The 22145-nt window shown below is 63.3% G+C and carries 16 protein-coding genes; 6 read left to right on the top strand and 10 right to left on the bottom strand.

Annotated elements, in window-relative coordinates; genetic code table 11:
* Positions 1-3489, top strand: a 3489-nt coding sequence (locus tag WCY17_RS05530; RefSeq protein WP_372701178.1) for a choice-of-anchor K domain-containing protein, incomplete at its 5' end; no start/stop codon positions are given.
* 76 nt (positions 3490-3565) lie between these two features.
* On the opposite strand, the gene WCY17_RS05535 is transcribed toward WCY17_RS05530, so the two are convergent.
* The 3 genes from WCY17_RS05535 to WCY17_RS05545 all read right to left on the bottom strand — a co-directional run bounded on the left by WCY17_RS05535 (position 3566) and on the right by WCY17_RS05545 (position 7775).
* The gene (locus tag WCY17_RS05535) at positions 3566-5476 is read right to left on the bottom strand and encodes a LapD/MoxY N-terminal periplasmic domain-containing protein (protein WP_372701179.1); all 1911 of its coding nucleotides are present in this window, start codon (positions 5474-5476) and stop codon (positions 3566-3568) included.
* A gap of 9 nt (positions 5477-5485) precedes the next feature.
* Positions 5486-6184 carry a transglutaminase-like cysteine peptidase gene (locus WCY17_RS05540; RefSeq protein ID WP_372701180.1) on the bottom strand — a complete coding sequence of 233 codons (699 nt, stop codon included), beginning with the start codon at positions 6182-6184 and terminating at the stop codon, positions 5486-5488.
* A gap of 103 nt (positions 6185-6287) precedes the next feature.
* Positions 6288-7775 carry a TolC family outer membrane protein gene (locus tag WCY17_RS05545; protein ID WP_372701181.1) on the bottom strand — a complete coding sequence of 496 codons (1488 nt, stop codon included), beginning with the start codon at positions 7773-7775 and terminating at the stop codon, positions 6288-6290.
* Between the two features lie 573 nt (positions 7776-8348).
* Between WCY17_RS05545 and WCY17_RS05550 the strand changes: the two genes are divergently transcribed.
* The 4 genes from WCY17_RS05550 to WCY17_RS05565 all read left to right on the top strand — a co-directional run bounded on the left by WCY17_RS05550 (position 8349) and on the right by WCY17_RS05565 (position 12454).
* Positions 8349-9329: a TRAP transporter substrate-binding protein gene (locus WCY17_RS05550; RefSeq protein WP_372701182.1), complete on the top strand. Its 981-nt coding sequence runs from the start codon at positions 8349-8351 to the stop codon at positions 9327-9329.
* A gap of 32 nt (positions 9330-9361) precedes the next feature.
* Entirely contained in the window at positions 9362-9910 is a 549-nt protein-coding gene (locus WCY17_RS05555) for a TRAP transporter small permease (protein ID WP_372701183.1), read from the top strand.
* 12 nt (positions 9911-9922) lie between these two features.
* Positions 9923-11194 carry a TRAP transporter large permease gene (locus WCY17_RS05560; RefSeq protein ID WP_372701184.1) on the top strand — a complete coding sequence of 424 codons (1272 nt, stop codon included), beginning with the start codon at positions 9923-9925 and terminating at the stop codon, positions 11192-11194.
* A 120-nt stretch (positions 11195-11314) separates the two neighbouring features.
* A complete protein-coding gene (locus tag WCY17_RS05565; RefSeq protein WP_372701185.1) occupies positions 11315-12454 on the top strand; it encodes a mandelate racemase/muconate lactonizing enzyme family protein in 1140 nt (379 codons plus the stop codon).
* Positions 12455-12580: 126 nt separating this feature from the next.
* Here the strand turns inward: WCY17_RS05565 and otnC are convergent, their stop codons facing one another.
* From otnC to WCY17_RS05600, 7 genes are all read right to left on the bottom strand, one after another.
* Positions 12581-13240 carry a 3-oxo-tetronate 4-phosphate decarboxylase gene (otnC, locus tag WCY17_RS05570; RefSeq protein WP_372701186.1) on the bottom strand — a complete coding sequence of 220 codons (660 nt, stop codon included), beginning with the start codon at positions 13238-13240 and terminating at the stop codon, positions 12581-12583.
* Entirely contained in the window at positions 13237-14154 is a 918-nt protein-coding gene (gene ltnD / locus WCY17_RS05575) for an L-threonate dehydrogenase (protein ID WP_372701187.1), read from the bottom strand. The genes otnC and ltnD overlap by 4 nt, the downstream gene beginning before the upstream one ends.
* Complete coding sequence (gene otnK / locus WCY17_RS05580) at positions 14151-15404, bottom strand: 3-oxo-tetronate kinase (RefSeq protein ID WP_372701188.1); 1254 nt, start codon at positions 15402-15404, stop codon at positions 14151-14153. Before otnK ends, ltnD begins: the two co-directional genes overlap by 4 nt.
* Positions 15405-15406: 2 nt before the next feature.
* Positions 15407-16396, bottom strand: coding sequence for a D-erythronate dehydrogenase (gene denD, locus WCY17_RS05585; protein WP_372701189.1), 990 nt, complete (start codon positions 16394-16396; stop codon positions 15407-15409).
* Positions 16397-16526: 130 nt separating this feature from the next.
* Positions 16527-17681 (bottom strand): acyl-CoA dehydrogenase family protein, encoded by a 1155-nt coding sequence (locus WCY17_RS05590; RefSeq protein ID WP_372701190.1) that lies wholly within the window; start codon positions 17679-17681, stop codon positions 16527-16529.
* A 14-nt stretch (positions 17682-17695) separates the two neighbouring features.
* Complete coding sequence (locus WCY17_RS05595; RefSeq protein WP_372701191.1) at positions 17696-18892, bottom strand: acyl-CoA dehydrogenase family protein; 1197 nt, start codon at positions 18890-18892, stop codon at positions 17696-17698.
* A gap of 14 nt (positions 18893-18906) precedes the next feature.
* Complete coding sequence (locus tag WCY17_RS05600) at positions 18907-21060, bottom strand: 3-hydroxyacyl-CoA dehydrogenase NAD-binding domain-containing protein (RefSeq protein ID WP_372701192.1); 2154 nt, start codon at positions 21058-21060, stop codon at positions 18907-18909.
* Positions 21061-21169: 109 nt separating this feature from the next.
* Between WCY17_RS05600 and WCY17_RS05605 the strand changes: the two genes are divergently transcribed.
* Positions 21170-22129 (top strand): LysR family transcriptional regulator, encoded by a 960-nt coding sequence (locus tag WCY17_RS05605; RefSeq protein WP_372701193.1) that lies wholly within the window; start codon positions 21170-21172, stop codon positions 22127-22129.
* Positions 22130-22145: the final 16 nt, after the last annotated feature.

The raw sequence follows: 22145 nt of genomic DNA on the forward strand, positions 1-22145 counted from the left end.
GATGACGGCGTCTTCGAGGGCGAGGAGCAGTTCACGCTCGAGGGCGCGCTCACGGGCACGGTCAATGGGGTTGAGTTTGGCCAGGCGGGCGCCGAGATCGAGGCCACGGGCACGGGCGGCATCATTGACAATGACTCGCTGCCCGTTCTCACGCCGGGTGAGACCCGTGTATCCGAAGAAGGGCTCGAACACGGCCTGCCTGATGACGACGGCGTAGATGACACGACCGACTCACCCACCAGTGATGGGTCAATCGGCATCACGCATCCGCATCCGGTCACCGTCACGCTGGGGATCCCGGCTGCCGATGCCCTGCATATAGGTGAGGAATCGGTCGACTGGGCCCTGTCCGGAAATGACCAGATCCTCACGGGTACCGTCAATGGCGAGCCGGTGATCACGGTGACCATCGACAATACCGGCCATTACGAAGTGGAACTGCATCGTTCGGTGGATCATCCCGATCCGACCCAGGAGGACGTGGTCGACTTCGAGGTGCCCGTATCCGTGCGCGATGCCTTCGGCAACGCAAGCGATACCACGCTGAAGATTTTCATCGAAGATGATGCGCCGGAGGCCGTTGATCACAGCCACGTGATCGAGGTGCCCATCAGTGACGTCGTCGTCACGGGTCTGGAGGCGGGTTTCACCAACGTCAAATTCAAGGCGGGTGAGACGCAGGGTACGACAAAGGACAACGACTCCGATGCCTATCTCGAGGAAATCCGCTGGGGCAAGCCGCATGCGTCGGGCAATGGGAAACCGTCCGGCTATGACTATTACGACAATGAGGACTACCGCAGCAATTCGGACAACCTGATCGGGTCCACATTCAAGCTCGGCACGTTCACCCATTTCAACAATGCCGTCAATTCGGGTTCCGGTGTCCTGGTATCCACCGATCTGGTCGTCAAGTTCAGCGTCACGATCGATGGGCAGCCGCATGAAATCGAGCACACCATCAAGCTCAAGCATACGGAAACCCCGAATGCGAACACCCCGGGGTCGGCCGAAGCGGATCGTGACATCGTGGAAATCGATGCCTCGACCCTGAGTTCGACCTTCACGGTGGGTGATCGTACCTTCGAGTTCACGATTGACGGGTTCAAGAACGACGAGTACGGGGACCCTGTCTCCACGGTGTACACCTGGGAAAACGCAGACAATGTGTTTGACCTGTATGCCACCATCTCGGCAGTGGATGACATGCCGACCATCACCGGCGAGCTCGAGGATGCCATCCGCATTGGTGCCGACGGGCCTGCCAGTGACGGCTTCATCACCTGGGAAGGTGCCACGGACAATGGTGATGGCTCATACAGCCTGACCAACGCCTTTGGCACATTTACGGGCTATGACGACGGCACGTACAAGTTCGAAATGAGCCGGTCAGGCCGCGACGGCATGGCCGTAGGCCAGGAAGAGGAAATGCGTTTCGGCTACACCATCACCGACAGGGACGGTGACCATGACTCGGCCGAGATCATCATCACCCTGAAAGGGGAACCCAACCAGCCCGATGGCGTATTTGCACAGATTCGTGTGGATGAAACTGCGGTCCTGGAAGGCGATGATCTGCACTACACGGTGTACCTGGTCGATCGCAATGGCGATCCGGTCGAGGTCCCTGCAGGCAAGAATGTCAGGGTGGATCTGGCCTGGGACGGCGAAGCGGCCAACAACAGCGACACCACCGGCCGGCCACCCAGCGTCACCATTGCGGGTGGCCAGAGTCAGGCGGGTTTCACGGTCCGCACGGTGGACGATGCCAACCCCGAGCCCCAGGAAAACCTGACGGTGAGCATCACCGGGGTGGTGGGCGCGGCCGATGTACGCCCGGCCGGCGGCATGATTGGCGAGGACAGCGCCGTCACTTCGGTTGTGTACGATGATGACCTGAACACCTTCGTGCCCCAGCCAGAGGTCACCAATGTCGGGCTCAAGGTCAGCACCTGGCAGTATGTCGGGCCGCCCAGCGCAGGACGTGACAACCGCAGTGCAGAGCAGAAGGCGATCGACAGTCTGCTCGATGGCCTGCGTGCGGGGCCTGGCAGGCCCAATGGCAGCAATGGCGACGGGGCCAGCACGGCCTTGCTTGAAAGCACGGTCAAGCAGCTGGATCAGTATGCGCCCAACGGTACCTATCAGGAGACGTCGAGGGAGGGGCGCAAGCACGGTTATGGTGGCGCGACGGGCGAGCAGATCCTGGATAGCCTCATCGCCCTGAACCCCAGGGCCGGTGGCGACACCGACAAGCAGAAGAATGTGGCGGTGGATACGGCGGTGCACGCCCACGGGGTCATCTATCTGCAGGCGGGTGAAACCTATACCGTCAAGGCGCAAGGTGATGACAGCCTGCGGGTGGTCCTGGGTGATCGCGAGAGTGGCGGCCAGCAGGTGGATCTGCGCTGGGGCACCGACAAGAGCACGTTCAAGGATTTCGACTTCACGGCAACCGAATCGGGGCTGTATACCTTCGACATGTATATGCACAACCAGAAGGGTGCGGGCATGTACAACGTGTCGGTCGTCAACAAGGCGTCGCCCGGTACGCCCATCGAATTCTTCCCGGATTTCGAGACGGCACAGACCCAGTTGCAGGACCAGAACGCGGGCTTTACCCTGGGCAGCCTGATCGGCACTGAAGACCACGGTCACTATCGCATCTATGGCTACAACGAAGGTGAACAGGGCCAGGAGATTGCGCTTACGCAGATCCTGCCGGAGCACTGGTCAACGGACAGTGCTGCCGTGAGCCTGCAGGGTCTGCCTGAAGGCGCGGTACTGCAGGATGGCCAGGGACACGTCTTCGTGGCCAGCCCGGGTCATGGCAGCGTCGATCTCTCGGGCTGGGACACCGAAAGCCTGGTTCTGCTGTCCAACGTACCCGGCAGCCATGCGCTCACGGTGACGGTCAGTGATTCGGGCCTCGAAGGCATGGAGCGTACGCACGAGTTTCAGGTGCGCATCGATCCATCCGCGCTGGCTGATGGCGTCACGACCATTTCCGATGGTTCGACGGACACCTTGCTTGGCGCAGAGGGCACTGATGTGCTGATTGGCGGCGACGGTGATGACGTTCTGATCGGCGGCCAGGGCAGCGACTTCCTGGTCGGCGGTGCCGGCGATGATGTGTTCAGGTGGGAGTTCGGTGACGCAGGTTCGGTTGCGCAACCGGCCTCGGACACGATACTGGACTTCGGTACCGGCGGCGCTGACCCGCACGGTGCCGATCGTCTGGATCTGACCGGCTTGCTGGATGGCGATGCAGGCGGCTCACTGGATGAATACTTCCTGATCGAGGAATCCGGTGCCGATACGGTCATCAAGGTCGATACCGGCGGCCAGGTGGGCAGCGGGCATTTCGATCAGGAAATCATCCTGAAGGGTGTGTCGTTCGAGGATCTTGGCCTGGATGCAGGTTCATCGCAGAACGATATGATCAACAAGCTGATCGATGACGGCAAGCTGGACAACCCGATGGGTTGACGCATCGTGCGCCCTGTATGGCTTCAGGGCGCCATGAAGGGCGATCGCTCCGCCGCATGGTGGGGCGATCGTGCGCTCAGCATGGGAGAACCGTGATCCCGAGATCATCTGCCGTTTCCTGGATGGCGGTCAACAGGTACCGGGCTGCCGGATTGGCAGAGGCATCGCGCTGCAATCGGGTCGAGAGCCTGATGTAGGCGGGTTGCAGTTCCTTCAGATCCAGCAAGGCTTCGACCTGTTCATCCAGTCGCCGCAGGGCGATGGCCACGCCCTGGGTCCGAACGGCGCGCGCAAATGCCATGGTTTCCTTCGGACAGGCGTCGAGCCCGAAGGCATCCAGTTCAGTGATCAGGCGCTCGCATATGGCCGGCTGTTCGTCTGCCAGGATGGCGAGGCAACGCGACAGGAATCCTTCCTCCAGCAAGGACGCCAGGGAAATGCGCAGTACCAGCGCCTGGGGATGCTCGCGAAGCCATGCCAGGGCCAATGACAGGCCATTGAGATCGTAGGCGCCCGACAGGCCGGTGCGGGCCGCTGCCGGCAGAAATTCGAAACCTGATATGGGGCCAGCATGCGCTGGGTCGTGCAGCATCTGCCATGCCAGCATGCGACTTTCCGGCTCTGGACACCCTGGGTCTGGTTCCGTGTGCAGGTGGATGCGCTGTTCTTGCAGTGCCTGCTCCAGCAGTTGGCGCCATTGCTGTTCGGCGGCATTGATCGACTGGGTTGTATTCTCGTCATCAGCGCTGGGCAGATATTCGATGTGCTGATGCCGCGAGCTTTCGGCACGCATCAGGGCGGTGTCCAGGCGGGCCAGGATGTCCGAGCCGGTTTCTCCAGACCGGTAATTGGTCACGGCGGCGGCAAACCCGCATGTGTCGGCATGGTCGGTGTGCAGGCGCAACGCCATCAGGCGGCTGTGCAGGCGGTGTGCCATCTGGATTGCCTCGGGCCCCTCGAGGTTGGGCAACAGGCAGACGAAATCCGATCCGTTGAGCCGCGCCAGCCAAGCCTGGGCGCCCACGAGTTGCTGCAGCACCGCTTCGATCTCGCGACCTGTGTCACGCAGCCAGTGATCCACCCGCTCACGGCCGATGCGCTGATTCAGCCGCTGCAGGTGGCAATGCCGGTACAGGAAGATGTGGCCGTGCGCTGGCTGGCCAGGTTCAGGTTGCTCCGTAGCCTGGCGCAGTGCATGAATGAAGAACTTGCGGTTGGCCAGCCCCGTGGTGGGGTCACGGTTGAGATCGAGTTCGAGTTGCTGGATTTTTTCTTCGCGTTCTGCCGCCGTGGCCTGGACCTGCTCGTAGACCCAATCGATACTCTGGGTCACGCCCTGAAGTTCAGTCAGGGCGCCATGGCGTATCGGTGGCAGGCCAGTGTCGATGTCGCCTCTTGCGAGTGCCTCGATGCGTATCTGCACATCGTCCTGCAGCGCACGGCGCAACCAGCGGATCAGGAACCATGCGAACAGCGCCCAGGCCAGGCCGGCCGCAAGCGTGATGCCAATGATTTGCAAGGTGCTGCGCCACAGCGATGCACGGGCAAATTCGTCGTTGGCGGTGAGCCGCACGACGCCCAACTCGCGCCAGCCGTCGGATACCGCCTGCTGCGCTTCGTGACGCTCCAGGGGCAGCCAGCGATCGAACCAGGCCGGTACATGGGACAGGGCTGTACGGCGCACCAGGGTGGCATCGTGTGGCTGGTCGAGCAGCAGTTCGGTCTGCCCTGCCATGTTCACGAAGGAAATGTCTTGAAAATTTCCAGTGTCGAACAGAACGGTCAGGAGCAGTTCACGGATCACGGGGTCCTGATTCGGTTCCTGCGACAGGGTCAGCGCCATCGTCGTGGCTGCGGATTCACTCTGGGCCTGCAGTTGCAGGTTGAGATAATGACGCGCCGCATCGATGCTGAAGGCCGTTGCCCCGATCAGCACGACGGCCATTGCCAGGGTGACGCTTGTTATCAATTGTTTCAGCAGTGACATGACATGGCCTCATGGGTGGCGGCGATAGCCTTCGGTGTTCATTCGATCCAGCAGGCCGCGCCAGCGGCCAATGTGTTCAACGGGCGCGCGCCTGCTGCCCTGGGCGTAGATGCCCTGGCCGTTGAAACTGAAAACAGGTGTCAGGTCAGCCCGTTTCCGTGCCGGCAGGATGTCGTCCAGCAGGCTGTCCAGCACCAGCGGCTCATCACCAGGATTCGGGTAATAGCCCAGAACCATATGCGCAATACGGGTTCCGCCAACGTTGGCACGGACATAGATCAGCCGCAGCTTTTCCGGGCTCACCCCGAGATCCAGCAAGGAAAAATACTTGCCGATGACGAAATCCTCGCAATCCCCGGCGCCTTTGGCCAGGGACTCGATGGGAGTGGCCCAGTAATCGGCCTGGTTCCAGATCGTACGATCATCGGCCTGGCGCAGGCTGTGATTCCAGAATGCGTTGATGCGCCGCAGTTGTTCGGGCTCGGCTTGCCCTTGCGCCTGCGAAAGGGCCTGCTGCCACGCCTCGACGGCACGGCCTGCCCGGGCACCATGATGCTGGCGCGCATGGGCAACCAGTTCGGTGGCCTGTTCGGCCAGTACGGGCCAGCCGTACCCGCCGGCGGCCATGGCCATGCACAGCGCCAGTGCGCACATTTGCGATATCGATGTGCGCGGTGCCACGGGTGCTGCAGGGATGGGCATTGACATGCCCAGATTGTGCCTGAATCAACGTGCACATGGTGAGGCTGAAACAACATGCCCCACGAATATCGTGGGGCATGTGCGAGTGCCCTGTGCCCTGATGGCCGGATCAGTCCCAGGAGCCTGCAGCAGGTTGTGCGCCGCTTTTGTCGAGTATGGGCGGGTTGGTACCCGAGCGGTATTTGACCTCGACCGGCTCGAATGAGCCCGGACTCGGGAGCGGGGTCAGGCAGGCCTGCAGCATTTCATCCGGGAAATTCAGGTCTGCCGCTTCCTTGGGGCTGTCGGCGTACGGGTCGCCCAGGCCGATCGTCGGCAACAGCCGGTGCGCCATGCCCAGCCAGCGATATTCGGCAATCTGCAGATCATGCTGGCCATTGTTGAGGGCCTGGCGTGCATCGAACAGTTCGTTTTCTGAATCGAGCAAATCGAGCAGGCTGCGTTCGCCAATCTTGAATTGCTGCATGTAGGCGACCCGCACCTTGGATGATTCGAGCACGTGCTTCTCGAGGAAAGGAATCTGCTGGCGCAGGCGCATCACCTCGTTCCAGGCAATGGCCAGTTCCTGTTCCACGTTGCGGCAGGTGTAGTTGCGAATATCCTGGGCCGCGTAGGCACGGGCGGCCGTCTGCCGTACGCGCGCCGAATCGGCACCGCCGCGGTACAGGTTGAAGTTGGCCACCACCTGAATACGGCTGTTCTGGGCGTTGCGATCGGGGTAGCCGGGCGGCTGATCCTGGCTGCGCCCGGTGTCGGCCACCAGTTCGATGGTCGGCGCAAAGCGGCCCCTGGCCGAGGCCTTGCCGCGTTCGGCCGCCTGCACCAGTGCCTGTTTGGCCAGAATGGCCGGGTTGTTGCGGATGGCATCGTTGAAATCCTGTGCGGCTGCCGGGATTTCATGACCCACGTTCTGCGTATCCGACAGGTTGTCGGCGGGGGCTTTGCCCACGATGCGCTGGTAGCGCTGGGTCACATCGTTCAGATTGCCCGTCGCGACCATCACATTGCTCTGGGCCAGGGCCAGCCGTGCGTTGGCCTGGGTGACGTCGACACCGCGACCCACCCCGGATTCACTGCGCTCGGAGAGCAGGCCCAGGGTTCTGCGATGGGTTTCGTAGTTGTCGTTGGCCAGGCGCACCTGCTCGCGAAACCGCTGGACATCCAGGTAGGCCCGGGTCGCCTCGATGGCGACACTGTCGATGGTGGCCTTCAGGCTGTAGTATTCGGCCAGTTTCTCGAAGCCGGCTTCACGGACCCGGTTGAGGGTTGAAAAGCCGTCGAACAGCAGTTGGCTCAGGCTCAGGTTGTAGCCCGAGCCATTCCAGTTCGAGGCGTAGCCGCCGTCTGAATGGCTGCGCCAGTTGCGGCCGGTCCAGCCGGTTACATCCACCTGGGGGCGCAGCGCGCCCCGTTCGATGGCCTGGTCTTCCAGGGTCGACTGGAATAGCTGAAACTGCGCGCCAATTTCCGGGTTGGTCAGGATTGCCAATTCGACAGCCTGGGGCAGGCTCGCATTTTCTGCTGCTGCGGGGGTTGCCATGAAGCCACATGCAACCAGCGAACCCACGATGAGGGTTCGGGGTAGGTAAGAAGCCATGAAAATCTCGTTAACGGTTTTACTGAATACGTTCGCAACGCCTGTCGGGTGAACCCTGGGCCGGCATGTTCAGGCCAATGCGCGCATCACGACACGGGACTTGGCCATGCCATTGATGTACAGGCCGGTGCCCGATGGGGCGCGCATGACTTTCGGAAGAGAAACCGTCCGGGTTACCGGGCCAGAGGGTGGCACTGCGGAACGCGTTGAATAATCACTGTTAAGCAAGCCGGAGCCACTGGATACCTGACCAGTGTTCTTGAAGCATGAGATTGCGTTTTTGTGATTGGACAGCCCAAGAATTCTATAAGGAAAAACAGCTTGTTGCAAGCGTATCACAGGTGAAGAATGGGGCGATCCCTGCGGCTGTTGTATAGGGGATACAGTTCCGATGTCAGGCTGGGTGTGGCGGGTGCCCGAACGCACGCCGCAGATGCGGGCCTGGAATTCTGGTGTGAACCCTGATTGGTTCAGGCACGTCCAGTTGTTAACATGGAGCAGGAATTGCTCCGGGTCGGTCGCGCCACGTTCACCGGCCTGTACAACCAACACCCTTTCGGGAGGCACCTCATCATGAAACGTTATTTCGCTGGCCCCTTGCTGGCCGCTTCGCTGGCCCTGTCCGGTTTCGGTCCTGCCCAGGCAGCAACCGAACTGACCATCGCGCACAACCTGTCACCGTCATCCCATTACTCTGCGGGTGCCAAGGCCATGGCCGCAGACCTGGCCGAGCGCTCGGGGGGCAAGTTCAAGCTGGTGGAATCCTATGGCGGCAGCCTGGGTGGCGAGCGCGAACTCACCGAAGGCACCCAGATCGGCACCATCGACCTGGTCATCACCTCGACGGGCCCTATCGGCAACTTCGTGCCCGATACGCTGATTCTCGACATTCCCTTCCTGTTTTCCAGCTACGATCAGGCCCATGCGGTACTCGATGGGCCAATCGGGCAGGCGCTGCTCGAAAAGTTTCCCGAGCATGGCCTGAAGGCCCTCGCCTGGACCGAAAACGGCTTTCGCAACCTCACCAACAACGTGCGCCCGGTCAAGGAACCGGCTGATGTGGTTGGCCTGAAAGTGCGCACGATGGAAAACGACATCCACATGGAAGCCTTCCGTACCCTGGGCATGCTGCCCACGCCCATGGCGTTCACGGAACTCTTCACCGCGCTCGAGCAGGGCACCGTCGATGGCCAGGAAAACCCCATCGGTGTGATCCTGTCGGCCAATTTCGCCGATGTCCAGAAGTACCTGTCGCTCACGCAGCACGTCTACTCGCCTGCCATCATCCTGATCTCCCCGGCGGTCTGGAATGATCTTTCCGAAGAAGAACAGGGCTGGTTCGTCGAGTCGGCCAAGGTGGGCTCGGCGGCCGTGCGCAAGAAAGTCCGCGAAGACGCCGACAATGGCGTGGCCATTTTGCGCGACAAGGGCATGCAGGTGGTCGATCAGGTGGATACCGCCGCATTCCAGGAAGCCCTCAAGCCCGCGTTTGACAAATTCTCCGAGCAGTTCGGCAAAGAGAACATCGAAGCCATCCGTGATTACAAGCCCTGAACCATCAGCAGCGGGTGAAACAAGGACACGGCATGGTCACTTTCTTCAAGACCCTGGACAGATATCTGATCAGGGGGGCCATGGCTGCCGCCATCAGTTTGCTGGTCCTGATGACGGCCGTGTCCTTTTTCCAGGTCATCACCCGCTTCGTGTTCGAACAGCCCTCCACCTGGTCCGAGGTCACCTCCAGAACCCTGAACATCTGGATGATCTACCTTGGGCTGATCGTGGCCTGCCGCTATGGCCTGCTCATGGCTGTCGACACATTGATTTCCCACTTGCACGGGCGCGCGCGCGTGGTGTTGCTGGCGGTCATTTCCATCTTTTCCATTGCGCTGCTGCTGGTCGTGACCTGGTACGGCTATGAAATGGCCTTGCGCGTCAGATTCCAGGCACTGGCTGGTCTGCGCAGCCCCTTCAGCGGCAAGAATATTTCGATTTCCTGGATGTATGCGGCCCTGCCCGTCGGCGCGCTGCTGTCGTCGGTGGCCGTGCTGGCCCATCTGGTCGAGGAAATTGCACGTTTCCGGTCTGGCGCCGAAGCCATGGTCCATTCCGACCGGGTCGACCACATCGTCTAGGAGCAGGCACCCATGAGTGCATTCATGATCATTCTCATGGTGCTGCTGTTTGCGCTGAGCATCCCGATTGCCATCGCCATTCTGGGGTCTGCCCTGGGGGGCGTGGTGTTCTTCACCAAGCTGAACCCCCTGGTGATCGCCCAGCGGCTGGTTACCACGCTCGACAGCTTTCCTTTGCTGGCCATCCCGTTTTTCATTCTGGCAGGCAATCTCATGGAGGCCAGCGGCATTTCGCAGCGCCTGGTCGAGTTCGCCAAGGCGCTGGTGGGCCGGCTCCAGGGGGGCCTGGCAGCCTCCTGCGTGATCACCTGCATGATTTTCGCGTCGGTGTCGGGGTCTTCGATCGCCACCACGTTCGCCATCGGCGCCATCATCATTCCGGCCATGGTCAAGCATGGGTATCCCGTGCGTTTCTCTGCGGCCCTGCAGGCCACGTCGGCCGAACTGGGGGTGATCATTCCGCCCTCCATTCCCATGATCATCTACGGCGTGAGCGCCGAAGTGTCCATTGGCGAACTGTTCATCGCCGGTATCGGGCCCGGCATCCTCATCAGCCTGGCCCTGATCGGCTTCGTGCTCATCATGTGCCGCCGCAATGGCTGGGGCCACCAGGATGGCGATGGCAGCATGCGCCTGCTGCCGGCCATCGTGCAGGCGGCGTGGGGTCTGGGCATGCCGGTCATCATTCTGGGCGGCATATACCAGGGGGTGTTCACCCCCACCGAAGCGGCGGCCGTGGCGGTGGTGTATTCCTTCATGGTCGGGGTGTTCGTATACCGGACCCTCAATGCCAGAAGTCTGTACATTGCGCTGCGCAAGTCGGTGATCTCGTCGGCGGTCATCATGTTCATCATCGCGGCGGCAGGTACCTTCAGTTTCCTGCTGACACGGGCAGGGGTTCCGGCGGCCATCGGCAACTGGCTGGTCGAGATCTTCCATGGACAGGTTGCGTTCCTGCTGGCGGTGAACGTGGTGCTGTTCTTCGTGGGCATGTTCATCGAGACGTCTGCAGCCATCATTGTGCTGGCCCCCATATTGGCCCCGGTGGCGGCCCAGTTCGGCGTGGATCCGATCCACTTCGGGCTCATCATGATCGTCAACCTGGCCATGGGGATGATCACACCACCCTTTGGCGTCAACCTGTTCGCCGCCTGCGAGGTCGCCCGGATCCCCATCGACCAGATCATCTCGCGGTTGGTGCCGTTCGTGCTGGTGATCGCGTGCTGCCTGATGATCATCACCTTCGTACCCGAAATCTCGTTGCTGTTCAGGCAGCTCCGGTAGCTGGCGGGCCTCTTCGGTCGCCGAACGGACCAGGGGGAGTAGGGGATCGGCACGGGGTGTGCACTCGCCCCATTCGGGGCGCACGCACCGGGGATTTCAATTTCAGCAGGAGCCTTCCATATGATCCAGGAAAACCAGGGTGCAGATATCCAGTCTGCCGATCCAGTCGTGCAGGTCGAGGTTCTGCTGGTGGACATCCCGGCCAAGTTTCCCCGCCAGGATGCCATCCAGCCGTTCCTCAAGCAGGAAACGCCCATGATTCGCCTCACGACCCGCGCCGGGGTGGTGGGTGTGGGCTATACCTATACCCTTGGCACAGGCGGGACAGCGATCTTCCGCCTTCTGGCCGATACCCTGGGGCCCCAGCTGCCCGGGGCGGATGCGCGCGCCGTGGAGGCACTGTGGTGGCGCCTGAATCGCTCCATCAATTCCATTTCACCGGGCATTACCGCCAGTCTGGCGCTGGCCGCAGTCGATATCGCCCTGTGGGATATCCGTTGCCAGCAGGCGGGTCTGCCGCTGCATCTCCTGGCGGGCGGGGCACACGCGCGCCTGCCCATGTACGATACCGAGGGTGGTTGGCTCAATATCGATGACGACGCACTGGTGGCCAATGCCGTCTCGGCCCGTGATCGCGGCTTTCACGGGTTCAAGGTCAAGGTCGGGCGCAGTCTGGCCGAAGACCTCCGGCGCCTGCGCAAGGTGCGCGACGTCCTGCCCGATACCATGCAGATGATGATCGATGCCAACCAGATTTTCACCCAGGGCGAGGCGATCCATCGTGCTGCGGCCTATGCGGCGGCCGGGGCGGCGTGGTTCGAAGAGCCCATGCCGGCCTCGGATCTGCGCGGCCACAGGCTGCTGCGGGCATCCACGGCCATGCCTGTTGCCGTAGGCGAGACCCTGCAGAATCCGCACGTCTTTCGCGAATACCTGCAGCAGGATGCCTGCTCCATCGTTCAGGTCGATGCGGCGCGGGTGGGTGGCATTACGCCCTGGCTCAAGGTCGCGCACATGGCCGAAGCCTTCAATTTGCCAGTGGCGCCGCATTACCTGATGGAATTGCACGTTTCACTGGCCTGTGCAGTGCCCAATGCCACCTTGATCGAGCACATCCCGCAACTCGATGTACTGCTGTCCGCACCGTTGGTCATGAGCCCCGATGGCTATGTCACGCCGCCCGGCGTGCCCGGGGTGGGCATCGACTGGTGCTGGCGTACGATCGAGAAACTGCAGCATGCCCGCGAGGTGATCCACTGACCCGTCACCCAGGCATGAGCCCGCCGGCAATCGGATCGAAAAGATGCATGCACCCAGCCAGCAGCCCGATCGAATCAAGAACCGAGCGTAACGACAGCCCTCGGAAATCGAGCGCGAACACGGCCATCAGAAATCGAGCGCGAACACGGCCTTGAGCTCATCGATCTGCGCCTGGTTCAACGGGCGTGTTTCGGCAGCGTGCAGCAGCAGGAAGATCCGCGCGGTTTCTTCCAGTTCTTCGGTGGCATTCAGGGCCGCCTCGAGAGACGGCCCTGAAACCAGCGGGCCATGGTTGGCCAGCAGCAGGGCAGGGTGGCGTGCAGCCAGATCGCCCACGGCGCGGGCGAGTTCGGGGGCCCCTGGCCGATAGTACGGAACCAGGGGCAGGCGCCCGATCTTCATCACGAAATAAGCCGTCAGGGGCGGGATGCAGTCGTGTGGATCCAGCCCCTTCATGCAGGATACGGCGGCTGAGTGGGTGGAATGCAGGTGCACGATGGCCTTGGCGGCTGGCCGGTTTGCATAGACCGCCTGATGCAGAAACGCTTCTTTCGAGGGGGGATCGCCCTGGACCAGGCGGCCTTGCATATCCAGGCGCGAGAGCCGGGTGGGATCCAGCCGGCCCAGGCTGCTGTTGGTGGGCGTGATCAGCCAGCCATCATCCAGGCGTACGCTCAGGTTGCCGCTGCTGCCCGCGGTCAGCCCCCGCTCGAATATCGATCTGCCCAGCATGACCATCTGCTCGCGCAGTGCCTGCTCGTCTGCCTGGCTGCCGTGCGCTTTCATGCAGGATCACCTGGCAACTGGATGCCGGCATAATTGCGGATGACGGCGCTGTCGTCCTGGCTACCGTAGCCTGCATTGCTGGCGTTCACGAACAGGCTGTGGGCCAGCGCCGCGATCGGCGTGGGAAATTTCAGCGCCTGGCTGGTGTCGAGCACCAGGCCGAGATCCTTCACGAAGATGTCCACGCTGGAATGCGGCGTGTAATCGCCACGCAGCACATGTGGCATGCGGTTCTCGAACATCCAGGAGTTGCCGGCGGCGCTGGTGACCACGTCATAGAGCGTCTGCAGGGGGATCTCGGCCCGGCTGGCCAGAGCCATGGCTTCGGCGGCCACGGCTATATGCACCCCGGCGAGCAGTTGATGAATGATCTTGACCGTGGCGCCCTGGCCGATGTCCGGGCCAATTTCGAATACCCTGGCTGCGATGGCCTCGAGCAGCGGGCGCAACTGGGCGAAGGTGCTGGCTGCGCCCGAGGCCATCACGGTCATGCGGCCTTCGGCCGCGCGAGCCGAACCACCCGATACGGGCGCATCCAGCATGGGCAGGCCGAGCGCTTGCAGTGAGCGGTCCAGATCACAGGCATCGGCTGCGGACATGGTCGCCGACACCATGACGGGCGTACCGGGCCTGAGATGCGCGGCGATGCCCCGTGGGCCGAACAGGGCCTCGCGGCATTGGGTGGCGTTCACGGGCAGCAGGAGCACCGCGTCCAGCTGGCTGGCAAAGGCCAGCCCGTCGGTGCCCACCGCGATCGCACCCGCTTGTTCGAGCGCATCGAGTGCCGCCTGACGTACGTCGATGCCGTAGGTGGCAAGACCTGCGCGCACGCAGGACCGGGCCGCGCCCATGCCCATGGAGCCCAGGCCGATGACGGCCACATGAAAGGGGCCCGAGGTGTGTGTCGTGTTCATGTTGACATGGCCCTGAGGGCTTTTTCGTGGAAATCGATTGATCCGAAGTTGCCGCTCTTGAGCGCGAGCCGAAGCGCGACAGGGGCTTCACTGGCCAGTACCGGAACCCCGGGGTCGATTTCCGGGCCTACGCGCAGCGCCTGCAGCCCCAGCGCGGTGACAACCGCCCCCGACGTTTCGCCGCCGCCGACGGCGAGCCGTCGTACGCCCGCATCGACGAGTTGTTTGGCCAGCGTGCCGAAAAAACACTCGATGCGGGATGCCAGTGCGTCTCGGCCATGGCGGCCCTGTGCTGCCGCCACCTGTTCCGGCTGTGCCGTGGAGTACACGATGGGCTCGAGCGCCAGGTGGGCCAGGACGAAGTCGAGCGCGTGCGCGGGCGAGAGCTCGCCGCGCATCAGCGCATCGGCGTCGAGTTGCAAGCCCGGATGCGATGCGAGGTGGTGTTCGACCTGTGCCCGGGAAGCCCCGGAACAGGACCCTGACAGCACCACCCCCGGGCCGTCGACCCCTGCAATGCCAACCTGCCTGTTGGAGAGCAAGCCCGCCTGGCGGAAGTTTTCGGGCAGGCCCCGGGCGATGCCCGAGGCGCCCGTCACCAATCGGTGATCGGCAACGGCCCGGCCCAGCACGCGCAGGTCGTCAGCCGACACGGCATCGGCCACGACCAGGGGGCGCCCGGCCCTGGCCTCGGCCTGCATCAGGGCGGCGACCGCTTCGGGGCCCTGCCGGACAGTCGAACAGGGCACCAGACCCACCCCCAGGCGCGTCTGGTGCCCCAGCCAGCGAACGATGTCCGGATCTGTCATGGGGGTGAGCGGGTGCTGCGCCATGCCCGATTCGCTGAGCAGGCGGCCATTGACGAACAGATGCCCAAGAAACAGCACCCGGCCGGTTTCAGGGAAGGCCGGGCAGACGATTGCGCAGGCTGCACCCGTGGCTTCGATGAGCGCTTCGGCCACTGGCCCTATATTGCCGTCTGTGGTGGAATCGAAGGTGGAACAATACTTGAAGAAGAATTGCCGGCAGCCCTGTTCGCGCAGCCACTGCAGGGCCTGCAAGGACTGCTGCACGGCCTGGGCGGCGGGGATGGAGCGTGTCTTCAGGGCGACTACGCCCGCTTCGCAATCGGTTGCTGCATTGGCCGGGGGCACCCCTGAAAACTGGGTGGTCGCCATCCCGCCCCTGGCCAGGGTATTGGCCAGATCGCTCGCCCCGGTGAAGTCATCGGCAATGCAACCCAGCAGCATGTTCAGGCTCCGATTGTGCCACCGAGCTCGTCGTCGATGTGATTGCGGATGATCTCATCGAACGAGGCATCCGCCCTGAAGCCCAGCGCGAGTGCACGCTGCGGGTCGAAGTTGCGCGGCCAGCCCGCCACGATGCGCATGATGGTTTCATCGGGCTGCGCATGGATGCGCCGTGCTGCCTGCTCGCCGGCGACCCGCTTCAGGGCTTCGATTTCTTCGGCCACCGTGGCGCTCAGCCCAGGCATGTTCAGGCTGCGTCGCGCGCCAAGCGCCGTGAGATCCATGGCGCCGGCGTGCAACAGAAAGCCCACGGCTGCGCGTGGGCTGGCAAACCAGTGGCGCACATCGGGCGAGACCGGCAGTATGGCATCCTGGCCCGCCAGGGGTTCGCGCAGAATGTTCGAAAAGAAACCGGATGCCGCCAGATTGGGCTTGCCTGGCCGGATGCATATCGTGGGCAGGCGGATGCCGATGCCATCGAGAAACCCCTTGCGGGTGTAGTCCGACAGCAGCAGTTCGCCCACGGCCTTCTGGGTGCCGTAGCTGGTCAGGGGGGCCGTGAGGAACTGATCGTCGATGGCCTCGGGAAACGGTGCGCCGAATGCAGCAATGGATGAGGTGAAGACCAGGCGGGGACGGTAGGCGTCCTGTGCATGCGCCAGACGGATGGCTTCGAGCAGGTGGCGTGTACCATCCAGATTGATGGCATAGCCTTTCTCGAAGTCGGCCTCGGCTTCGCCGGACACGATGGCGGCCAGATGGAAAATCACGTCGGGCCGCCCGGCCACCAGCTGCGTGGCCGTATCCGGGTGGGCGAGATCGACGGCCATGCAGTCTGCCTTGCCATTGAAGCGCTGGGGCACGGTCGGGGCCACGATGTCGGCCAGGGTCAGGCGCTCGATGCCCGCCTGGCCCAGGCGCCCATGGCCAAGCAGCTGCGCCGCCAGCTTGCGGCCTATCATGCCGGCCGCGCCGATGATCAGGATGTGCATGGAAGGCTCCTTGGTCGGTGACGGGCTTCAGGCAGCCCGGGGTCTGGCCCTGGGCATGCTTTGACTGCCCGCGGCGGTGTCATCACATGATACCGCCAACCGGCCAGGCATGGCTGTGCGCCCGCCGCATTCAGCCTGCCGCCGACGCACGCCCCAGCGCGATGTAGCGCTGCAGATGGAAATCGGCATCGCCCAGTTGATGGTCGATCATGATCAGCCGCTTGGCGTAATGCGACAGGGGCAGTTCCCAGGTCATGCCAATGCCACCGTGCAACTGGATGGCTTCTTCGGCCACCAGGCAGCCCGCCTGGCCTATGGTGTATTTCGCCATGGATAGCGCCTGCTCGCGCACCTGGGCATTGTCGTTGTCCAGTTCGGCTGCCGCACGGATCACCGCCGAGCGTGCCTGTTCGATTTCCAGCAGCAGTTCGACCATGCGGTGCTGCAGCGCCTGGAAGGCCCCCAGCGGCTGCCCGAATTGCCGGCGTTCCTGCAGATACTGCAGAGTCATCTGACGCGCGGCATCCATGGCGCCCAGCGCCTCGGCGCACAGGGCCACGATGCCGGCCCCCAGTGCGCGTTCGATGGCTGGCCACGCGCCGCCTTCGGGGCCGATCAGGGCGTCGGCTTCGAGCTGGACCTGATCGAGTTCGAGTTCGGCCCCGCGACCCCCGTCAATCAGCGGGTAGCCGCGCAGGGACAGGCCGGCGGCATCCGCGGGTACCAGAAACAGCGACAGGCCCTCGGTGTCAGTGGGGTCGCCGGCGGTGCGGGCGCTGATGACCAGGGCCGAGGCCGCTTCAGCCTGCCAGACTACGGCCTTCTGCCCGGTGAGGATCCAGTGCGGGCCGCTTCGCGTAGCCCGCGTGCAGACGTGCAGGGCGTCCAGCGGCGCCTGCGGTTCACCGTGGGCGAAGGCGACGATGTCCTGCCCTGTGATGACCCGCTCGGCCAGGGCCTGGGCAGCGCGGGAACCGGCCTCGCCGGCAGCGGCCAGCAGGCGCCCGGCCAGCACCGTCTGCAGGAAGGGCTCGACCACCAGCGCGCGCCCCAGTTCTTCGAAGACGACGGCCAGATCGAAGCCCTTGCCGCCATAGCCGCCATGGGCTTCGGAGAACAGGGCGCCAATGATGCCCAGATCGGCGAGCGCCTGCCAGTGCGTGCTGCTGTAGCCTTGCGCCGATTCGGCAATCTGCCTGCGCGTATCGAACGTGTATTGCTCCCGGAGGTAGCGGCTCAGGGAATCGGCCAGCATGCGACGGTCTTCGGTGAGTTCGAAATTCATGATCCGGATGTCCTTTACAGGCCCAGCGCCATCTTGGCGATGATGTTGCGCTGGATTTCATTGGACCCCCCGTAGATGGAGAGTTTTCGGTTGTTGAAGTACTGTGCCGATACAGGCGCGGCCTCGACGGGCCCCACCGGGGTGGCGGGGCCATCGGATTGCAGCGCATCCGCAATGAACGGCTGGGCGTAGGGGCCCATTGCCCGGCGCATGAGTGAGGTGATCTCCTGGCGGATGCGTGTACCGCAGATCTTCAGGATCGAACTTTCCATGCCGGGAGCCCCGCCGCCGGCAACGGCCGCGATGACACGCAGATTGGTGAGTTTCATGTTTTCGAGGTCGATTGCGACACGCGCCATGCGCGCTGAAAACAGGGGATCCTGGTCCAGTGGCCGGCCATTCTTGACCGCCCTGGCTGCATAGTTGCGCAGGCGCTCGAAGGCCGCCATCGAGTAGCCCGTCCCGGCGATATTCGTGCGTTCGTAGGTGAGCAGGTATTTTGCGTAGGTCCAGCCGCGGTTCTCCTCGCCCACCAGGTTTTCGGCGGGTACGCGCACATCGGTGAAAAAGACCTCATTGACCTCGTGGGCCCCATCCAGCGTGATGATGGGCCGTACCTCGACGCCGGGCGAGTTCATGTCGATCAACAGGAAGCTGATGCCCGCCTGCTTTTTGGCGGCCGGATCGGTGCGCACCAGACAGAAGATCATGTTGGCGTACTGGCCCAGCGTGGTCCAGGTCTTCTGGCCATTGACCACGTAATGGGCGCCGTCGCGCACGGCGCGACATTGCAGGGCTGCCAGATCCGAGCCTGCCCCCGGTTCCGAATAGCCCTGGCACCACCAGTCTGCCCCGTTGAGGATGCGTGGCAGCCAGTGGCGCTTTTGCGCTTCGGTGCCGTAGCGGATGAGCACGGGCCCGAGCATGTTGACCCCGAAGGGGATGGTGCGCGGCGCATTGGCCAGGGCGCATTCATTTTCGAAAATGAAACGTTCGATGGGGTTCCAGCCCGTGCCGCCGTATTCGACCGGCCAATGGCTGGCGAGCCACCCGCGGGCGTTCAGGATGTCGTGCCAGGACTGCAGGTCCTGCTTGCCCAGGTGCTTGCCGCTGGCCACCCTGGCCGACAGGGAGGCCGGCAGTTCGGCTGCGAGGAAGGCCCGTACCTGGTCGCGGAATTGTTCTTCCTCGGGGGTGAAATTCAGATCCATGAGGTCCTCGATGATCAGTGCGTCTTTTGGGACGGCGTTGGGTTCAGGGGCGTTTCGTTCAGTTCGGCGAAGGTGCCGCCGCGTTGTGCGAGATCGACCAGCAGGGGGGCCGGCTTCCAGAACGCCGGATCATCCGCTGCACAGGCCTGGACATCCGCCAGGATCCTGGCCACACCTGTCTGGTCCGCGTAATGCATGGGGCCGCCCCGCCAGCGTGGAAACCCGTAACCCAGCAGCAGCACGACATCGATGTCGAGCGGGCGCAATGCGATACCCTCGCTGAGGATATGCGCGCTTTCGTTCACCATGGCCGCCAGATAGCGGCGCATGATATCCTGCTCGCTGTACGTGCGCGCCGGCCACCCCGCCTTGCGGCGTTCTTGCTCGACGATGGCCAGCACGTCCGGATCTTCCGAGCCCGTGCGGTTGCCCTCGGCATAGCGGTACCAGCCGCGGCCTGTCTTCTGCCCGAACCAGCCGTTCTCGCAGAGCCGGTCTGCAATGGGCACGTAGCGCAGTTGCGGGTCCCGGCTGGCAGCCAGCCGTTTGCGGGTGGCCCAGCCGATATCGCCGCCTGCCAGGTCGGACATCCGGAAGGGGCCCATGGGATAGCCAAAGCGATATACGGCGCCATCGATCTCGTAGGGGGACGCACCATCGGCCAGAAGATAGTCAGCGGCCTGGCGGCAGGCACGCAGGATCCGGTTGCCGATGAAGCCGTCACAGACCCCGGCGCGTACCGGCGTCTTGCCCAGCCGGCGAGCCAGTGCGAACGCAGTGGCGACAACGTCGGCGGCGGTTCCGGAGGGCACCACGACCTCGAGCAGCTTCATGACGTGGGCGGGCGAGAAGAAATGCAGGCCCACCACATCGCCAGGCCTGGAAACGCTGGCGGCCAGCTGGTCGAGATCGAGGTACGAGGTATTGCTGGCGAGTATGGCGCCCGGACGGCAGACTGCATCGAGTGCGGCGAAAACGGCCTGCTTGGCACCCATGTCTTCGTACACCGCCTCGATGACCAGATCGACTTCGGCCAGTGCCTCGTAGGTGGTGGCGGTTTCGAGCCGCCGCAGCAGCTCGTCGCGCTTCTCGCCGGTGAGGCGTTGTCTGGAGACCTGGGCGCCCAGAATGTCGCGCACTCTGGCGTGACCGCGTGCGAGACTGTCGCTGTCCTGCTCGATCAGGGTGACGGCCAGGCCCGCGCTCAGCAGGGCTACGGTAATGCCTGAACCCATGGTGCCGCCGCCGATCACGCCGACGTGTTCGATGCGCCTGGGCGCAACGTCTTTCAGACCCGGCAGGCGGGCTGCCTTTCTTTCGGCAAAGAAGGCATGGACCAGGGCCTTGCGCTGTGGCGTCTCGAGGCACTCGAGAAAATACGCCCGTTCTTTTTTTGCCCCGGCCTCGAATGGCAGTTCGGCGCTGGCGCGAATGGCATCGATGATGCGGGCGGGCGAGTGCAGGCCGCGGAATTTGCCGGCCAGCTGCGCGCTGGCGCTGGCCAGCGCCTGCCGGGTTTCTTCGGGTGGGGTCTGGACCGTGAGCGTGCGGGTTCTGCGCAATGGCGCGGCCGCTTCGAGCAGGGCCTGTGCATAGTCGATGCCCGCCTGGCGCATGTCGCCCGCCGTACTGAGGCGATCGACCAGACCCGCGGCCAGCGCCTGCCTGGCCAGCATGGGTTTGCCTGAAAGGATCAGCTCCAGTGCGGCAGGGGCGCCGATGAGGCGCGGCGCGCGCTGGGTACCGCCTGCCCCTGGAAGCAGGCCCAGGTTGACTTCGGGCAGGCCCAGGCGAGCCCCTTCGTGGGCTATTCTGTAATGCGCCGCCATGGCGACTTCGAGCCCACCCCCCAGGGCAACCCCCTCGATGGCCGCCACGACGAGCTTGCTGCAGGATTCGATGCGCAGGCAGACATCGGGCAGGGCCGGGGGCCGCGCGGGCCGGCCGAACTCCTGGATGTCGGCGCCAGCGATGAAGTTCTTGCCGGCTCCCACCAGCAGCAGCGCCTGAATGTCCGGCCGGACTTCGGCGGCGTCGACCGCCGCGAGCAGGCCGCTGCGCACTGCGGCATTCAGGGCGTTGACAGGCGGATTGTTCAGGGTCGCCACCAGAATGGCACCTTCGGCGTGCCAGGTGACGGGATCGGGGGACTGTTCTGATGCGTGCATTTTTCAGTGGTCTTTATCCTGGGGGCAGATGCGGGGCATTCTGCATGGTATTTATTTTGTCAGTGTGGTTGAAGTTTTACAATCACAGCTATAATTGACAGACTGTCAAATGATACTTGACGCAGAACGACAGGTTCAATTGGACGCTCAGGCACTCATCTTCCTGGTTGAAATCCTCGATGCGGGCAGCCTCAGTGCTGCCGCGCGCCGCCTGAACATGACCCGCGCCAACGTGAGCTACCACCTCAAGCGCATGGAGCAGGCATTGGGCCAGCAGCTCGTGCGCCGTACCACGCGCAGTTTCGAAGCCACTGAAGTGGGCATGCGGCTGTACGAACACGGCTGCAATATTCGCAATGAGGTCGCGGGCGCGCGCGAGTCCGTGTGTGAACTGGGTCAGTTGCTGCGCGGCCGGGTGCGCCTCAGTGTCCCAAGCGGCTTTGGCCAGGATGTCCTGGGCAGCTGGCTGATCGATTTCAAACGGCAGTATCCCGGCATCGTGCTCGACGTGGTGTTCGAGAACCTGATTTCCGACATGCTGCGCGAAGAGATCGATGTCTCCATCCGCGTGATCTCGAACCCGCCCGAAAACCTGGTGGCCCGGTTCATCGCCCCGGTACGCTATGTCGCCTGTGCGTCGATCGAATACGCCCGGGCGCATGGCATGCCGGCCAGCCTGGGCGACCTGCAGGCCTGTCCGCTGGTCACGGCCAACGTATCTGGCCGGCAGTTGCGTCTGTCTGCCTATCAGGACGATGAGCGCAAGGTGATCGTCCTCGAGCCCACCCTGGTGTCGCAGAATTTCCAGTTTCTGCACCAGGCCGTACGCGCCGGCCTGGGGGTGGGTATCGTGCCGGATTACGTGATTGACGATGACGTCCGGCAAGGCAGGGCGGTGACGGCGCTGGACGACTGGCAGCTGAGCATCTTCGGCACACGGATCTATATGTTATATATGCCCAACCGCTATCACACGCGCTCGATCTCCACCCTGATCGAATTCATGCTCGAACGGGCGCGCGTCATGTACCGGGCGCCGAGGCGGCTGGCTGAATCTGCCATTGATTAGAAAAGGACCTGAACAC

The sequence above is a fragment of the Castellaniella sp. genome (assembly GCF_041677825.1).
Lineage (GTDB): Bacteria > Pseudomonadota > Gammaproteobacteria > Burkholderiales > Burkholderiaceae_B > Castellaniella.

Excerpts from the sequence above, each read along its gene's own strand:
- WCY17_RS05535 (WP_372701179.1), bottom strand. The coding sequence starts at position 5,476 with ATGTCACTGCTGAAACAATTGATAACAAGCGTCACCCTGGCAATGGCC.
- WCY17_RS05540 (WP_372701180.1), bottom strand. The coding sequence starts at position 6,184 with ATGTCAATGCCCATCCCTGCAGCACCCGTGGCACCGCGCACATCGATA.
- WCY17_RS05545 (WP_372701181.1), bottom strand. The coding sequence starts at position 7,775 with ATGGCTTCTTACCTACCCCGAACCCTCATCGTGGGTTCGCTGGTTGCA.
- WCY17_RS05550 (WP_372701182.1), top strand. The coding sequence starts at position 8,349 with ATGAAACGTTATTTCGCTGGCCCCTTGCTGGCCGCTTCGCTGGCCCTG.
- WCY17_RS05555 (WP_372701183.1), top strand. The coding sequence starts at position 9,362 with ATGGTCACTTTCTTCAAGACCCTGGACAGATATCTGATCAGGGGGGCC.
- WCY17_RS05560 (WP_372701184.1), top strand. The coding sequence starts at position 9,923 with ATGAGTGCATTCATGATCATTCTCATGGTGCTGCTGTTTGCGCTGAGC.
- WCY17_RS05565 (WP_372701185.1), top strand. The coding sequence starts at position 11,315 with ATGATCCAGGAAAACCAGGGTGCAGATATCCAGTCTGCCGATCCAGTC.
- otnC (WP_372701186.1), bottom strand. The coding sequence starts at position 13,240 with ATGAAAGCGCACGGCAGCCAGGCAGACGAGCAGGCACTGCGCGAGCAG.
- ltnD (WP_372701187.1), bottom strand. The coding sequence starts at position 14,154 with ATGAACACGACACACACCTCGGGCCCCTTTCATGTGGCCGTCATCGGC.
- otnK (WP_372701188.1), bottom strand. The coding sequence starts at position 15,404 with ATGCTGCTGGGTTGCATTGCCGATGACTTCACCGGGGCGAGCGATCTG.
- denD (WP_372701189.1), bottom strand. The coding sequence starts at position 16,396 with ATGCACATCCTGATCATCGGCGCGGCCGGCATGATAGGCCGCAAGCTG.
- WCY17_RS05590 (WP_372701190.1), bottom strand. The coding sequence starts at position 17,681 with ATGAATTTCGAACTCACCGAAGACCGTCGCATGCTGGCCGATTCCCTG.
- WCY17_RS05595 (WP_372701191.1), bottom strand. The coding sequence starts at position 18,892 with ATGGATCTGAATTTCACCCCCGAGGAAGAACAATTCCGCGACCAGGTA.
- WCY17_RS05600 (WP_372701192.1), bottom strand. The coding sequence starts at position 21,060 with ATGCACGCATCAGAACAGTCCCCCGATCCCGTCACCTGGCACGCCGAA.
- WCY17_RS05605 (WP_372701193.1), top strand. The coding sequence starts at position 21,170 with ATGATACTTGACGCAGAACGACAGGTTCAATTGGACGCTCAGGCACTC.